Origin of the sequence: Pseudomonas borbori (assembly GCF_900115555.1) — a bacterium.
GTDB classification, from domain to species: domain Bacteria; phylum Pseudomonadota; class Gammaproteobacteria; order Pseudomonadales; family Pseudomonadaceae; genus Aquipseudomonas; species Aquipseudomonas borbori.
Map to the genome: position 1 here is coordinate 19,757 of NZ_FOWX01000010.1, position 15,044 is coordinate 34,800.

14 protein-coding genes are annotated in these 15,044 nt (G+C 62.7%); 6 read left to right on the plus strand and 8 right to left on the minus strand.

The window, feature by feature from the left end:
• Positions 1–62: 62 nt before the first annotated feature.
• Positions 63–1,505 (plus strand): sucrose phosphorylase, encoded by a 1,443-nt coding sequence (gene gtfA / locus BM315_RS09345; RefSeq protein ID WP_090500181.1) that lies wholly within the window; start codon positions 63–65, stop codon positions 1,503–1,505.
• A gap of 282 nt (positions 1,506–1,787) precedes the next feature.
• Here the strand turns inward: gtfA and BM315_RS09350 are convergent, their stop codons facing one another.
• From BM315_RS09350 to BM315_RS09365, 4 genes are all read right to left on the minus strand, one after another.
• Positions 1,788–2,465 carry a DUF4197 domain-containing protein gene (locus BM315_RS09350; protein ID WP_090500183.1) on the minus strand — a complete coding sequence of 226 codons (678 nt, stop codon included), beginning with the start codon at positions 2,463–2,465 and terminating at the stop codon, positions 1,788–1,790.
• A gap of 76 nt (positions 2,466–2,541) precedes the next feature.
• Positions 2,542–3,492 carry a DNA-binding transcriptional regulator DsdC gene (dsdC, locus tag BM315_RS09355; protein ID WP_090500185.1) on the minus strand — a complete coding sequence of 317 codons (951 nt, stop codon included), beginning with the start codon at positions 3,490–3,492 and terminating at the stop codon, positions 2,542–2,544.
• Between the two features lie 292 nt (positions 3,493–3,784).
• Positions 3,785–5,143: a D-serine ammonia-lyase gene (dsdA, locus tag BM315_RS09360; protein ID WP_090500187.1), complete on the minus strand. Its 1,359-nt coding sequence runs from the start codon at positions 5,141–5,143 to the stop codon at positions 3,785–3,787.
• 223 nt (positions 5,144–5,366) lie between these two features.
• Positions 5,367–5,720, minus strand: coding sequence for a RidA family protein (locus tag BM315_RS09365; RefSeq protein ID WP_090500189.1), 354 nt, complete (start codon positions 5,718–5,720; stop codon positions 5,367–5,369).
• Positions 5,721–5,850: 130 nt separating this feature from the next.
• Between BM315_RS09365 and BM315_RS09370 the strand changes: the two genes are divergently transcribed.
• The gene (locus tag BM315_RS09370; protein ID WP_090500191.1) at positions 5,851–6,612 is read left to right on the plus strand and encodes an alpha/beta hydrolase; all 762 of its coding nucleotides are present in this window, start codon (positions 5,851–5,853) and stop codon (positions 6,610–6,612) included.
• A 343-nt stretch (positions 6,613–6,955) separates the two neighbouring features.
• Here the strand turns inward: BM315_RS09370 and BM315_RS09375 are convergent, their stop codons facing one another.
• Positions 6,956–9,319, minus strand: a complete 2,364-nt coding sequence (locus tag BM315_RS09375) for a DNA polymerase II (protein ID WP_090500440.1) — start codon at positions 9,317–9,319, stop codon at positions 6,956–6,958.
• A gap of 296 nt (positions 9,320–9,615) precedes the next feature.
• On the opposite strand from BM315_RS09375, the gene BM315_RS24260 reads away from it, so the two are divergent.
• Positions 9,616–10,524, plus strand: coding sequence for a hypothetical protein (locus BM315_RS24260; protein WP_141123935.1), 909 nt, complete (start codon positions 9,616–9,618; stop codon positions 10,522–10,524).
• A gap of 89 nt (positions 10,525–10,613) precedes the next feature.
• On the opposite strand, the gene BM315_RS09380 is transcribed toward BM315_RS24260, so the two are convergent.
• Positions 10,614–11,213, minus strand: coding sequence for a putative adenosine monophosphate-protein transferase Fic (locus BM315_RS09380; RefSeq protein WP_090500193.1), 600 nt, complete (start codon positions 11,211–11,213; stop codon positions 10,614–10,616).
• A complete protein-coding gene (locus BM315_RS09385) occupies positions 11,213–11,383 on the minus strand; it encodes a YhfG family protein (protein WP_090500195.1) in 171 nt (56 codons plus the stop codon). Before BM315_RS09385 ends, BM315_RS09380 begins: the two co-directional genes overlap by 1 nt.
• A gap of 685 nt (positions 11,384–12,068) precedes the next feature.
• Here BM315_RS09385 and BM315_RS24650 point away from each other — a divergent pair.
• Together BM315_RS24650 and BM315_RS09390 are read left to right on the plus strand one after the other, a co-directional pair.
• On the plus strand, positions 12,069–12,224 hold the full coding sequence (locus tag BM315_RS24650; RefSeq protein ID WP_170862189.1) for a hypothetical protein: 156 nt from the start codon (positions 12,069–12,071) through the stop codon (positions 12,222–12,224).
• Entirely contained in the window at positions 12,217–12,513 is a 297-nt protein-coding gene (locus BM315_RS09390) for a LasR-specific antiactivator QslA (protein WP_090500197.1), read from the plus strand. Before BM315_RS24650 ends, BM315_RS09390 begins: the two co-directional genes overlap by 8 nt.
• A gap of 952 nt (positions 12,514–13,465) precedes the next feature.
• On the opposite strand, the gene BM315_RS09395 is transcribed toward BM315_RS09390, so the two are convergent.
• Positions 13,466–13,795 carry a hypothetical protein gene (locus tag BM315_RS09395; protein WP_090500199.1) on the minus strand — a complete coding sequence of 110 codons (330 nt, stop codon included), beginning with the start codon at positions 13,793–13,795 and terminating at the stop codon, positions 13,466–13,468.
• A gap of 600 nt (positions 13,796–14,395) precedes the next feature.
• Between BM315_RS09395 and BM315_RS09400 the strand changes: the two genes are divergently transcribed.
• A complete protein-coding gene (locus tag BM315_RS09400) occupies positions 14,396–14,668 on the plus strand; it encodes a hypothetical protein (protein WP_244527283.1) in 273 nt (90 codons plus the stop codon).
• Positions 14,669–15,044 lie beyond the last annotated feature (376 nt).

Here is a 15,044-nt window from a genome sequence, read left to right on the forward strand (position 1 = left end):
TTGTCTTCTGCTGCTCATTGCATGGGTTGCACTAAATTGCATGAATTCAGGGAGACCGTCGCATGCCGCTGAAAAATACCGTTCACCTGATTGCCTATCCCAACCGTATCGGTGCGGACCTGGCTGACCTGGCCGATTTCGTCGAGCACAGGCTCGGTCGCGCGGTGGGCGGGGTGCATGTGCTACCGCCTTTCCCGTCGAATGCCGACAGTGGTTTCTCGCCGCTGACGCACAAGCGCATCGACCCGGCTCTGGGCGATTGGGCAGACATCGAGCGCCTGAGCGCGCACTACGATGTCTGTCTGGACCTGGTGCTCAATCACCTGGCCGATGACTCGCCGGAGTTTCAGGACTACCTGCAAAAGGGCAAGGCCTCGCAGTGGGCCGAGATCTTCGTCGATGTCGACAGCCTGGGCGAGATCGGCCCGGACGACCTGGCGAAGATCCACATCCGCAAGGAAAAGGAACCGTTCCGCGCTATCACCTTTGCCGACGGCAGCAGCGGGCGGGTCTGGTGCACCTTCACCGAACGGCAGATCGACCTCAACTACGACTCGCCGCTGACCTACCAGATGATGGCCGACAGCATCACCTTTCTCGCCGCGCGCGGGGTCAAGCTGTTGCGTCTGGATGCCTTCGGCTACACCACCAAGAAGATCGGCACCAGCTGCTTTCTGGTCGAACCGCAGGTGTGGCAGATCCTCGATTGGTTCAAGACCACCGCGGCGGCCAGCGGCATAGAGATACTGCCCGAGGTGCACGACCACCCGAGTTGGCAGTACGCCATCTCGGCGCGCGGCATGTGGTCCTATGCCTTCGCCCTGCCGCCGCTGCTGCTGTACACGCTGCTCGACGGCAACAGCCAGTACCTCAAGTCCTGGCTGCGCATGTGCCCGCACAAGCAGATCACCGTGCTCGACACCCACGACGGCATCTGCATTCCGGATGTGGAGGAGATCCTCCCGCGTGAGCATATCGAGGCGCTGATCCAGAATGTCTCGGAGCGCAGCGCCGACCCCATCCTGCGCCGCTCGGCCGCCAACGTGCACAGCGTCGGCGCGATCTACCAGCTCACCTGCACCTTCTTCGACGCCCTGCAGGGCAACGAGGACGCCTACATCGCCGCGCGGGCGATCCAGTTCTTCACCCCCGGCATTCCGCAGGTCTACTACGTCGGCCTGCTGGCCGGCCACAACGACACCGAGCTGTTGGAGGAAACCGGCGAGGCGCGGGAAATCAACCGCCACTACTACTCACTGGATGAGGCCGAGCAGGCCTTGCAGGCCCCGGTGGTGCAGCGCCTGCTGCGCCTGATGGAGCTGCGCTCGAGCCACCCGGCCTTCGCCGGCGAGTTCGAGTTGCACCAGTCGAACATGTCCAGCGTGTCCATGGGTTGGCGCGCCGGGGCGCATAGCTGCCACCTGTTCGTCGACCTGAACTTCCGCACCTCCACCGTGACCTGCACGGGGCCGCAGGGCGGCGAGGAGACGAGCTTCAGGTGCTGAGCCGGTTGTTGTCGGTTCTGGATTGATGGTCGTGCGCGGCATTCGGGTTTCGCCGCGCTCACCCTGCGGGCCAGCCTGGGCTGTTACTGCGCTTCGTTACGTTTCGGCCTGCTGATGGGGTGTATGGCGTCGTCTGCGTCATTGCGGGTGAATGACAAAAAGCCAAATCACCACCAGGTAGGATGGGTTGAGCAGAGCGATACCCATGCGGTTGTTTGTCAGCCTGCTTGATGGGTATCGCTGTGCTCAACCCATCCTACGAGCTACCTTGCTATAACCTTCCTACAACGCCCCAAACACCTTCTTCGCCAAACTGGTCGCTGCTCCAGCCGGGTTCTGGCGGATGCTGGCTTCCTGCTTGGCGATCATTTCGAACAGACCGTCCAGCGCCTGCTCGGTGACGTAGTTCTCGATATTCGCGCTCTTCGCGTCGACCACGCCGAAGCTCGCAGCCTGGCCGGCGAAGGCGTTGTATTGCTGGGCCAGGCCGACCTGATCGGTGGCTTGTTTGACGATGGGCAGGAATTTGGCGCGGATCTGTTCGCGGCTGCTCTTGTTCAGGTATTGGGTGGCCGAATCCTGCGGGCCGGCGAGGATGCTCTTGGCGTCCTGCACGGTCATCTTCTTCACCGCCTCCACCAGCAGCGCCTGGGCCTGGGGTACGGCGGCTTCGGCGGCCTGGTTCATGCTGGTTTCCAGCTGGGTGACCTGGGCGCCCATGCCCATCATCTTCATGGTGCGCGCCGCCTTGCCGAGGTTGCCCGGCAGCTCGATGCGTACATCCGGATTGTTGCTGAAGCCGCCGGGTGCGCCCAGTTGCTTGACCGCCACCTGGGCGCCCTGGATCAAGGCGTCCTTCAGCCCGCCGCTGGCGTCCTGCTGGGTCAGGTCGGCGAGCGACAGGGCGAAAGCGCTGGCAGACAGGGCCAGGCCGGCAACGAGGGCGGTGATGCGGAGCATGGGGCGATCCTTCTTGCGCTGAGGTATGCAAGGAGGGTAGCGGAGCGGGGCGCTGGTGCAAGCTCTGGGGCGGCCATTATGCCCGCCCGGCGTCGGTCGCGACGCATTCGTGCAGCCAGGCGATGAAGACCTGCAGCCGGCTCGGCATGGGCTCTAGGGCTGGGTGCACCAGCTGGTAGTGGCAGCGACTGGTCAGGGCGAAGCCGCCGAATGGCAGGATCAGTTCGCCGCGTTCGAGCCGCTGTTGCACCAGGCGAGAGCGGCCGATGGCGATCCCCGCGTGATTGACGGCCGCCAGCGCGCAGAGGTCGGAGCGGTCGAAGGTGAGGCTGCGCACAGGCAGCTTGGCCTCCATCCCCGAGTGCCTGGCCCACAGTTGCCATTCGGCATCGTAGGCGGCGTTGTCCCAGGCCAGGGAGTCATGCAGCAGGGTGCACTGCGCCAGGTTGTCCGGGTTGTCCAGCAAGCCATGGCGCCGGGCATACTGCGGGCTGCACACCGGGGCGATCCGTTCGTCCATCAGTTTGCTGGCGCTCAGTCCGGGGAACTCATCGCGGGTGAAATACAGCGCCAAATCGATGTTCTGCGTGCGGAAATCGACCGTGTCGTTGCCCACCCGGATATCCAGGGCAACCGCGGGGTAGCGCGCGGTAAAGTCGGCCAGCCTCGGCACCAGCCAGCATTCGGCGAGCGAGGGGCGGACATAGATCGCCAGCGGCCCGGCGATTTCGGCACCCGGGGCCTGCTGCAAGGCTTCGAGCAACTCGCCCATTGCACCTTGCAGGATGGTGAAGATGCGTTCGCCCTCCGCGGTCAGGCGGATCTGCCGGGTCAGGCGCTGAAACAATTTCAGCCCCAGTCCGCGTTCCAGACGCGCGATACGATGGCTGACGGCGCTCGGCGTCAGGCACAGCTCGTCTGCCGCGCGGGCAAAGCTCAGATGGCGCGCCGCGGCATGGAAGGTATGCAGGTTGGCGAACTGGCTACTGTTGAGCCCGGAGCCAAGCCGAGGGGGAAGATTCAGCATGGCGTCATTCTAGCAATGAGCGCTTGTGAAGAAACGCTCGCCTGCTGCGACGGCTGCGAGCGCCCGGCGCGGCGTTGCGTTCGCTAGTGTGCCGTCTCAGAATGATTGTTTCGATGACACTGACTGGTAGGGTGCGCCGTGCGCACCAGGGGTTATCAGTGGAGCGCACGGTCTAGGAGGTTCCGCGCGCCCTACACAGGCCAGTTGCAGCCGCTTGAGCAATGATTATTGCCAGGTTCACAAGCGCCGGGCGCTGGCGACCCGGGCCGGGCCGTCAACGCCAGCGCCGGGTTCATGCCGGTTCGGCCTGCAACAGCTGCCGGCCCTTGGCGAGATAGCCGGCCATTTCCGCCGCGGGCACCATGCTGCCGCCGGTGGCCCAGATCAGGTGGGTGGCCCGGGCCATCCGGCTCGGGGTCAGCTGCATGCGCGCCCGATAACCCTGCTGCTCGCTCAGCACCCGGGCCATGCCCGGCAGGCCGGCCAGTGCCGAGGGTTCGAGGCGCAGGCCTTCGCTGCTGTCCAGCAGCGCCAGCAGGCGATACAGCTCTTCATCGCTGACCGTGTAGTAGCCGTCGATCGAACGCTGCATGGCGCGCCCGACAAAGCCGGACGGGCGCCCGACCGCCAGGCCGTCGGCGGCGGTGAGGTTGTCGATGCCGAAGTCCTGCACCGAGACCTGGTCATGGCGCCCGGTATGGACCCCGATCAGCATGCAGGGCGAGTGGGTGGGCTCGGCAAACAGGCAATGCACCGCATCGCCGAACGCCAGCTTGAGGCCGAAAGCCACCCCGCCCGGGCCGCCGCCGACGCCGCAGGGCAGGTAGACGAACAGTGGGTGCTCGGCATCGACGCGGATCGCGGCGGCCGCGAACTGTTGCTGCAGGCGTTGCGCGGCGACGGCATAACCGAGGAACAGGCTGGTCGAGTTCTCATCGTCGACGAAGTGGCAGTAAGGATCGGCGCCAGCCTGCTTGCGCCCCTCGGCCACCGCGACGCTGTAGTCGCAGGCGTACTCGACCACGCTGACGCCGTGGGCGCGCAGCTTGTCCTTCTTCCACTGGCGGGCATCGGCGGACATGTGCACCGTGGCCTGAAAGCCCAGGCGCGCGCTGACGATGCCAATCGACAGGCCCAGATTGCCGGTCGAGCCGACGGCGATCTTGTAGCGGCCGAAGAAGGCCCGGGCCGTGTCGCTGTCGAGCACGCTGTAATCATCGGTTTGTTTCAGCAAGCCTGCGGCCAGCGCCAGCTCCTCGGCATGCTTGAGCACCTCGTAGATGCCGCCACGCGCCTTGATCGAACCGGAGATGGGCAGGTGGCTGTCCTGCTTGAGCCACAGCGCACCGCTGTCGCTCAGCCCGTAGCGTTCGGCTAGCAGCGCCTGCAGCTGCGGCACCGCGCGGATGCCCGACTCGATGATCCCGGCACTGGCCGCAGTCTCCGGGAATGCCCGGGCGATATAGGGCGCGAAGCGGGCCAGGCGCGCGCTGGCGTCGTCGACGTCGGCGCGGGTCAGCCCGACATCGGCCAAGGCCTCGGCCGCGTCGGCGACCCCGGGGTTGAACCAACTGGTTTCCCGCAGCGCGATCAACTCATTGAGCAGCGGATACTCATTGCACCAGGCGGTGAGGGGTTTGCCAAGCAGCATGGGGTAGGTTCCTCGGGTCGGATGTTCGGCTGCGCGCGGAGAGATCAACCGGCCGCGTTGCGCTGCCATTAGACGGCGCAACGGTGTGGCTGACAAAGGATGCTTGTGCAACGTATAGATGACCCAGGATCGTCTATGCCCGACGCTAACGTGCTGTTTTTGGGAAAGCCATGCACGCTGGATGCTGGGCGCTCGAATCCAGCGTGCAATGGTTCGCCTGCCATCAACGGCCGATGGCAGCAATCACGGAGATTTCTACCAGCAGTTCGGGGCTGGCCATCGCGGCTTCCACGCAGGCCCGCGCGGGGGCGAAACCGGTTGGCACCCAGCTGTCCCACACGCTGTTCATCTCGGCGAACAGGCTCATGTCCTTGAGGTAGATGGTGGCGGACAGAATCTGCTGGCGATCGCTGCCGACCGACGCCAGTAGCGTATCGACCTTGGCCAGCATGGTGCGTGTTTGTTCCTCGATCCCGGCGCTGCGGTCTTCTGCCACCTGCCCGCATAGATAGGCGGTCTGGTTATGCACCACGACTCGGCTCATGCGTGCGCTGGTTTCATATCGGGTAATGCTCATAACGGCTCCTGGCTCAGTTCGCTATCGGGATGACGGGCTACTGTAGCGGGCTTCGCAGGGCAGGGCGTATAAAAGGGCGATCCGTCGCCGTCATTCGGCCCGGCCTCTTCGCCGAAGAGACGCTAACCCCATGTCGCGCATGTTCTCGCTCCTGGCACTGCTTGCCGCCTTGTACCTGGCGATCTGTGCGGCCGTGTGGGTGTTTCAGCGCAGCCTCATCTACTTCCCGCAACCGCTTGCCATCAGCCACCCCGACACCCTGCTCAGGCTGGCGGTGGACGAGGGCGAGGTGCTGGTGTCGGTCCGGCCCCGCGCCGGCCCGAATGCGCTGATCTACTTCGGCGGCAATGCCGAGGACGTTTCGCTGAACCTGCCCGAGTTCGCCCAGGCCTTTCCCGAGCATGCGCTCTATCTGATGCACTACCGCGGCTATGGCGGCAGCGCCGGGTCGCCCTCCGAGGCGGCGATCCAGCGCGATGCCCTGGCCCTGTTCGACCGGGTGCATGCCGCGCACCCGCGGGTCGTGGTGATGGGTCGCAGCCTGGGCTCGGCGGTCGCCGTGCGTCTGGCCAGCCAACGCCCGGCCTCGCGCCTGGTGTTGATCACGCCGTTCGACAGCCTGCTGAAGTTCGCCACGCGGCAGTTTCCCTACCTGCCGATCAAGTGGCTGCTCAAGGACAGGTTCGAATCCTCGACCTACGCCGCACGTATCCGGGTGCCGACCCTGCTGGTCGCGGCCGAGCACGACGAAATCATCCCGCGTGCCAGCACCGAGGCACTCTACCGGCATTTCCCGCCCGGCGTGGCCAGGCTCGAGATGATTGCGGGCGAGGGCCACAACACGATTTCCGAGAGCCCCGCCTACCTGCCGTTGCTGCGCGCCGCGCTGTGACCAGCTGTTGTAGCCTGGATAAGCTCCAGCGTAATCCGGGGAATTTTCCGGATGGCGCCACGGTTTTACCCAGGCTCTACAGCTGCGTTCGCCACAGGTCGTGTGACCTGCTTGACCTTGCGCTTTTGTAGGAGGCCCGACCCGGGGGCGAAGCTTTTGCTGCCACACCACCGGCAGCCCTGCGGGCTGCATTCGCCGCGGGTCGCGCCTCTTACACGAGTGCGCGGTGATCCTGGTTTCATGTGCGGCGCAATCCATCCTTCGCTTTCGCAGACCTTGCACATGAACATAGGCTGCGGCAGCGAAAAGGGCGGGACGGCACCTCTGCGCAGCTGCGCCGTCTTCAGAACAGGCCGAGCTGGCCGCCGACCAGGCGGGCGAAGTCGTCGCCGACGAACGGCAGGATGGCGTCGGCCACCGGCTGCAGTTGGCGCGTGAGGTAATGCTCGTAGTCGATGGTCGCCCGCCGGGTTTCCAGCGGTTCGGGGCCGGCCAGGGTGATCAGGTAGCTGATCCAGCCGCCGTTTTGGTACTGGCGCGGGCGGCCGTGCTGGTCGTTGTATTCATCGGCCATGCGCGCGGCGCGCACATGCGGCGGCACATTGCGCTGGTAGTCGTCCAGGCGGCGGCGCAGGCGCTTGCGGTAGATCAGCAGCTCATCGAGTTCGCCAGCCAGGGTGCGGCGCACGTAGTCGCGGATATAGTCCTGGTAGGGCTGGCGGTTGAAGATCAGCAGGTACAGCTCGCGCTGGAACTGCCGGGCCAGCGGCGACCAGTCGCTGCGCACCGTTTCCAGGCCCTTGAAGACCATCTCGCGGCTGCCGTCCGGCGCCACGACCAGGCCGGCGTAGCGCTTCTTGCTGCCTTCTTCGGTACCGCGGATGGTCGGCATCAGGAAGCGGCTGTAGTGGGTCTCGTACTGCAGCTCCAGCGCGCTTTCCAGGTCATATTCCCGGCGCAGGTGCTCGCGCCACCACTGGTTGACGCGTTGTACCAGGGCGCGGCCGATCTGCGCCGCCTCGTCCTCGCCGTGGGCGCGCCTGAGCCAGACGAAGGTCGAGTCGGTGTCGCCGTAGATCACCGCATGGCCTTCGGCCTCGATCAGCTCGCGGGTCCGGCGCATGATCTCGTGGCCGCGCAGGGTGATCGAGGAGGCCAGGCGCGGGTCGAAGAAGCGGCAGCCGCTGGAGCCGAGCACCCCGTAGAAGGCGTTCATGATGATCTTCAGCGCCTGCGACAGCGGCGCGTTGCCCTCGCGCTTGGCCGCCTCGCGGCCCTGCCAGACGCTCTCGACGATGGCCGGCAGGCAATGCCGGGTACGCGAGAAGCGCGCGCCGCGAAAGCCCGGCACCGATTCGCTGTCCTCTGGGTGGCGCATGCCCTCGATCAGCCCCAGCGGATCGATCAGGAAGGTGCGGATGATCGACGGATACAGGCTCTTGTAGTCGAGCACCAGCACCGACTCGTACAGGCCGGGCTGCGAATTCATCACGAAGCCGCCGGGGCTGGCCTCCGGCGGCCGCTCGCCGAGGTTCGGTGCGACGAAGCCCTGGCGGTGCATCAGCGGCATGTACAGGTGGCAGAAGGCGGCCACCGAGCCGCCGCTGCGGTCGGCGGGCAGGCCGGTGACGGTGGCGCGCTCGAGCAGGAAGGTGAGGATCTCGGTCTTGGCGAAGATCCGCGTGACCAGCTCACAGTCCTTGAGGTTGTAGCGCGCCAGGGCGGGCTTGTCCTCGGCGAACATGCGGTCGATCTCGTCCATGCGCTGGTAGGGCGTGGCGATGTCCTTGCCTTCGCCGAGCAGGCTCTGCGCGACGTTCTCCAGGCTGAACGAGGCGAAGCTCCAAGTCGCCGAACGTAGCGCCTCGATGCCGTCAATGATCAGGCGGCCGGCGGCCTCGGCGAAGAAGTGATTGTTGCGGCTGCCATGCTCGCGCCAGCCCATTGCTTCGCCGTCTCGGCCGAGCTGCAACGGCACCTGCAGGCGCTGGGCGTGCTCATGCAACACGCGCAGGTCGAACTGCACCAGGTTCCAGCCGATGATCGCATCGGGGTCATGGGCGGCGAGCCACTGGTTGAGCTTCTCCAGCAGCTGCCGGCGGCTTTCGCAGTATTCGAGGGCGAAGTCGCGCGGCGGGTCCACGCCGTTCGCCGGCCCGAGCATATACACCTGGCGCTGGCCACAGCCTTCCAGGGCAATGGAATACAGCTCGCCCTGGGCGTTGGTTTCGATGTCCAGGGACGCCAGGCGCAAGCGCGGGCGATAGGTCGGCGCGGGCTTCAGCTGCGCCTCGAGCAGCATGCCGCTGGCGTCCGGCGTACCGCCGAAGCACACCGGCGCGGTGATGAAACGCTCCATCAGGTAGCGTTCCGGCGGGCGGATATCGGCCTCGAACACTTCGATACCGGCCTTGCGCAGCAGCTTGTCGATCGTCATCAACTGGCGATGCTGGCGGCAATACAGGCCGAGCACCGGCCTATGGTGAAAATCGCACAGGCCCAGCGGGCGCAACTCGACATCACGCTCGCCGCGCAGCAGCGCCTCGGCCAGCGCGCGCTGCTCGGCAGGAATAAAGGCCACCGAGGGCTGGCAGGGCAGGCGCAGATGCCGCGGCCCCGCGTCGGTCGCCAGCCAGAATTCGACCTGGGTGCCGGCGGGGGTATCGCGCCAATGTCGGGTCAGGACGAAGCCCTGCTGTAAATCCACCACTGCAACCTCAAGGCCTTGTTTCACCCTGCGATTCTACGTGGCCTGGGGTGTGATTGCGCGAGAGCGGCGAGGGCGGGGTGTCTGGATGGGTGTGGTGGGCGCGCGGGGGCGACTGCTGCCGGTTGCGACGTGCCAGAAGCGGACCTTCGTCTGATTGGTGCCAAAGCGATGAAGAATGCTATGCGTCCGGAAGCACGACAGAGTTAGGCTCTCTTTTGGTTACATTGGTGGGCACTTACATGAGTAAGCCTACGACTAGGTCATCTAACGAGGTCCCTCCCGACGAAAAAAATGTGGAGAACCTTGCCGACGATATTGGTTGGCGGTCATGGCGAAGCTTGGCCATTGAGGCACAGGGGCGCTTTTACGAGATGCTTCTCACAAACAGTCAGCGATTCCCCGGCTTGGTGGATTATGCCGTAGTGGAGCGTGCCCGAGCAGCTAGCGGCACCCCTGCCTGGTCATGGGGCGCAGCCGCTGAGATTCAGGAAACTATCAATTCGGTAAATGCCTGGGGCATGCGCCTGCATGAGTGGGCCTCATGGAATCTGGTAGTTGATTCCTACGAGAGTGAGGAGGACAGAAGGGAGGTGCTACATCATTTCGTCGAGCCATTGGCTTTCTTCTGCATGCTTCAGCCCAGCGCTGTTAGCGACCGCCTGATGCTCGTTTCGGAGGCGCTTTTACATCAGGCCAACTGTCATGTATTTCCTGAATATTCTGATCGGCTGGACCAAGATAGTTTGAAACCAAGGCAAACTCTACGGCGTTCAGATCGAAGAAAGCAGGCCAGCCGACTTGGCAAGAACTGGACAAAGTTCGGTGTATTTCGGCATGCTCTGGATGCAATAAATAGCTCCGAATATAAAATAGTTAGTCGGAACTTTCGCGACTTGTCCGTTCACTCATTTGCGCCTCGACTCATGATGGGGCAAATTTTGCGTGCAATTCGCTCAATTGCCCCCCGGCAAGAAATAGTGGCGCAGCCGAGTGGAGGTTACTTGCTTGTAGATCATCCGACTAAGAAAAGTGTTCAGTATGAGATGGTGGCCGTAGAGCCTTTCCCTCTAGGCATTGCCTGCTCAGCCAGTCTTGCAGAGTATCAGAAGGCATTGGCTGCTATGAGTGAATTTTCCGAATTGGTTAGTGAAATATGCGATAGTATGGACGCGGCTTCAAAGCACAAAGCGGGAATCAAATAAAAAGAGTAGATTTATTTGCCCGACTGGCGCCCGCCTTGGGGAATGTTCGCTGCCGACCGGAAGCTGATTTAATCTGGACGGTTGCCCGGTTAGGGCTGAATCGGCTGGCCAATGCACTTCTCGAAAACTTGTTCCATAGGTCCTAGATTGCAGTTGTATGCAGCGATGTTTGCGTAGATCCATTCGTCTTCTTCGATTCCCCACCAACTGACTTCAAATCCAGCGTTCATGATGAGGTGTTCAAAAAGGATACGTTGTGTGCGGCCATTGCCTTCACGGAAGGGGTGCACCACGTTGAGGTCGGAGTAGGCCTCTGCGACTGCGATTATCAGATCCGCGCGCTCCATACCTTCGAACCAATTTGCCGCCGCCATAGTCTTGAAGATTTTGCCGGCCTCCTTCTCCATGTATTCCGGTTGGCAGAAGCGCGTGGTTTGCTTGGATATTCCAACTGTCCGCAGTTCTCCGGCCCACTCATACAGATCCGAGAACAGGGCGCGATGGATGTTCTGGAGGTAAGCCAAACTGTAAGGGGGAGGGTTGAATTCGACGTTGTCGGCAGCAATGGCCGAGAGTTGGCGTTCGGCTTCACTTAAGGTTATATCGTCACGAATGTCGAGTTTGTTACGGAGGACAGTAGAGTCGGGGCAACAATAGGAATCATGGCCAACTCCGTATTTGTCAGACATTACGCACGGGTTTTAGCGAAAGCTTGCAAGACCTCTTCACGCGAAGGCAGCTTGCGTTCGCCGTCTGCGAGGGTCGTTTTGAAGCCTTCCAGACGCAGACTGGCGGCATAGTTGGATTTGCGGGTCTTGGCCGCATAGGCCTTCTTGGTTTCAAGGCTGATAGTGCCCATTGAGCTGAACCTCAAATGTCTTAGTCGATGAATTATAGCCGATATCATTGAGGTGGCCTATGTAGTGGGTAGAGTGAATCGCCCCTATTTCCTAGATGGTCTTGAACGACTGCTTCATGGCCGGTTCCTGTCAGTCAGGATAGGCCGAACCTAGCCATTCATGACCGGTTCAGGGCGACTTAACCGATTGTTATCTCCCTTCGGGCTTGCCCATCGCTCGTCGCCGGGCTAGAGTTCGCCGGTCGCGGTCAATCCCGTGGCCGGGCGTCAGAACCCGACTCAAACCAAGGCGCGGTAGCGCCATAGCTGAATAGCCGGCGCTTTTTTTGTGCCCGACTATCGCATTTCTATGGTGGGCCGTGCGGGGCAGGCTTCGGCCTGGCCGGTGTCCTTGGTTGCCGGTTTCTGACCCCCGTACGGTCCGCCACCCAACCGTGTCAGAACGACGGGTGACGGCTCCTTAATTGAACCAAGGAGCATAAGGAAAATGCGCTATCCACCTTTTACCCAAGGGCTCCACCTTGGGCTCTGCTGTTTGTCATCTGCCTCCGCCCTGGAGGTGCTTCATGACTAGCTCAAACCCCGTTGTTATCGCCTTTCCGAAACGTGTCGAGCCGCTCGATGGCATCGATTTTCCGCCTGTCGCTTTCAGGCGGAGGCCGAGTTGCGGGTGGCGATGCTGCACATGTTGTTCAACATTCTGGTTCGCTCGGGAGCGGCTACGGCCGCCGCAACGGACCTGCACGAGCTCTGCCAGAACGCCCACGAAATGCTCAATGACGTGATGGTGCTGTACCGCGGTTCGTTGACCCAGGCACAGGGGAGGGCTGGCGATGAATAAGCCCTTTACCAGTTTCCTGCCCAGCCATGACGGCCAGCGCAGCGCGGTGATCGAGTGGCCGTGGGATTGCCAACAGGCCTTCGACAAGGGCGTGGCCTGCGCCCAGATCTGGTTGAGCAACAACGACACCGGCTGGCTGTGGGCCGACCTGATCCTCGAGCGCGACGTGCTGCCCGGCGGGCTGCAACGACGGGCCTTCGAGGTCGGCTTCCTCAGCCGGGTGCATCAGCGCTTGTGTTCGCCGTTCGGTGGCAATCACCAGGCCAGGAAGACCTGTTTGAGCCTTTGAACCCAGGGCGCTACTCGCCGCAGGTAGTACGCCGATACTTGGCGGGCTGTGGCGAGGCCGCCCAACTTGGGAACAATCGGGGACAAATCACGGTATTGATGCTGATGGCAGCTTTTGGCCGTTATGCAAACGGGTTGAGCAATTCACCCTGATTCAAGGCTGCTCTAACAGGCCGTTGAAAAACTACCTGCGTTGGCAATACTGCGTTAAAAACAGGCTCGGATGCGAGCCCAGTCGGAATGCTCATTTACAGCACGTAGACTCCGCTTCCTCGCCTGTTTTTGCCTTGTCTTGCCTGCCTCGCCTACGTTTTTCAACGGCCTGCTAACCGGCCGCTCCTGACCGCTCGCCGTCAGTCGCCACCAGCCGTTTCGCGTCGGTTTTGCCTGTAGTGCCCCGCCGCCTCCCCCTTGCTTGCAGCCGGTCACTGATCAGGTTCTGGGCAAAATACCGGTCTGCCGGCGAGGAGGCTGTCTCGCGATAATCATCGCTCAAGCGACTGCGGCTGACCTGTGCAGGGTACGCGGGGCCGCCTAGGCTGCGCGCACCACTGATAACCCCTGGTGCGCACGGCGCACCCTACGAGCTGGTGTCATCGAACAATCGGGAACACGGTATTGATGCGGATGGGCCGCTCCCGGCCGTTTTCTTCCTGGCGTCAGCGCCTGCTCCGGGTCGACTGCTGCCGGTTGTGATAGGCCAGCCAGGTAGCCTGAATAAGACACAGGTGGAAAACGCTCCGCGGTTTTTCCACCCTGCGTGAATTTGACGGCTGGGTGGACAACGTTTACTTGTCCACCAGCTTCTGCGCTTGGCCGGTTCCTGGCTGTCGCGCCCATCCGGGTTGGGCCGATTTTTGCCGGTGGCCAACGCCGGCTCCGGGTCGCTATGTAAACCTCTGCATAGCGACCCAGGCGGACGTTCGCAAGCGTCCGTTTATGGTCAGCAGGACTTAGATAAATGCCTGCCGAGCTACGCCGCGCGGGGTGCGGTTTTTACCTGGTAGTTGCTCCAGGCGTTGCTGCCATTCGGCGCGAGGGGTCAGGGTAGGGGTCGGCTTCGCCATTTCAGCCGTTGCAAGGGCAACCTTCGCTGCTTTTGCCGCGGCTCTAAGTTCAGCCAGGCTTGGCGTCTTGCGTACCGGCTCAGTAGCGCCCTTTTCAACGATGCGAAGGCAGAGCTTGCATGAAACCTGAGTAACATCCTGGGTGCTGTTCAGGTTCGAGCCTGTGCGTCCACATGTGACATTTTCCTGGGACGCGGCGGAATAGTGAATTGCCAACGTGTTGTCTCCTGCATTTTGGGGCGCGGGATTTTACACGGCATCGCCGACGCTACAAGCTGCTTGGCATAAGCGAGGTCAGGGTCACGCAGAATGACTCAGCGAGAGAGCGAACAAGCGGGGACACCGATATCGATGTTGCCGAGTGTCATCTCGGGATCGGCTCTGTCTTCGTAGTCGACCGCTCCTGGCCGGTTGTTGCCTGTCGTCACTGCCAGTTCCTGACCGCTCGCCGCCAGTCGCCAGCAGCCGTTTCGCGTCGGTTTGCCTGTTGTACCCCGCCGCCGCCCCCTTGCTTGCAGCCGGTCACAGATCAGGTTATGGGCAAAATACCGGTCTGCCGGCGAGGGCGCTGTCTCGCAATAATCGTTGCTCAAGCGGTTGCGCGCTGCGCTTGTGACAGTCCGTTGGTCGGGGCGACTGGGGGCGCGGGGCGCAAGCAGGTGGGGATAGCGCGCTGTGTATCCACTTTTATCGGCCGACGTGGCACTATTATTCGCGGTGCTTTCGCCAGATTCACCGTTCTCGCAGCGTATTGTCGCGAAATTGCGCGCAATTACTGCTTACAATGGCACTCATTCATCGCAATAGGGTTCTAGCTTGACCGATAACAATCTGTCAGAAGACGAGATGCGCCGCGCCCTCGGTCTCGACTCGGCACCGCAGAAACAACCGCAATCACAACCCAAGCCACCCTCCAGTTACACGCTCGTCGAACTGAGCGTGCGCAAGAACGGTGGCCCGCCTTTCCGTTTCGAGCACCGTTCGCGTTCGATCAGCACACTCGCCGCCCAGCTGGAGGCCGAAAAAGCCGCGCGTGCCAAGGGATACGAGGTGTGGGTGCTGCTGGATATCCGGCAGATTTCCGAGTAGCGGCTGGTCGCTGTGCTGGTGAATCGGCCAGGTTGGTTCGCGGTCGCTCGGCGCGCAGCGACAGCCCGCCGGCTTTTGTGCCGGCGCCGAGCAACCCATGCGGCACTGCCTGCGGCGAGTGCCCCCTAGGGAGCGCGGGTTGCTCGAGACAGTTGGGCGTTCGCGGCAAGGCGCACGGCCGGTAGCACGCCGCTTTAACTGCGAATCCATGGCGCTGCCGCGACCGTCCTTGCTGGATACAGACCAAGACTATGTCCGCGAACCGCCACCGACTGTCCATGGCCGGTCGGGCCGGGGCGGGCGATCTGCAGCGGTGATCATTGCGCGGATGTAACCTTCGTTGACGATTTGCTCGAAGCCTTTGACGACACTGTGC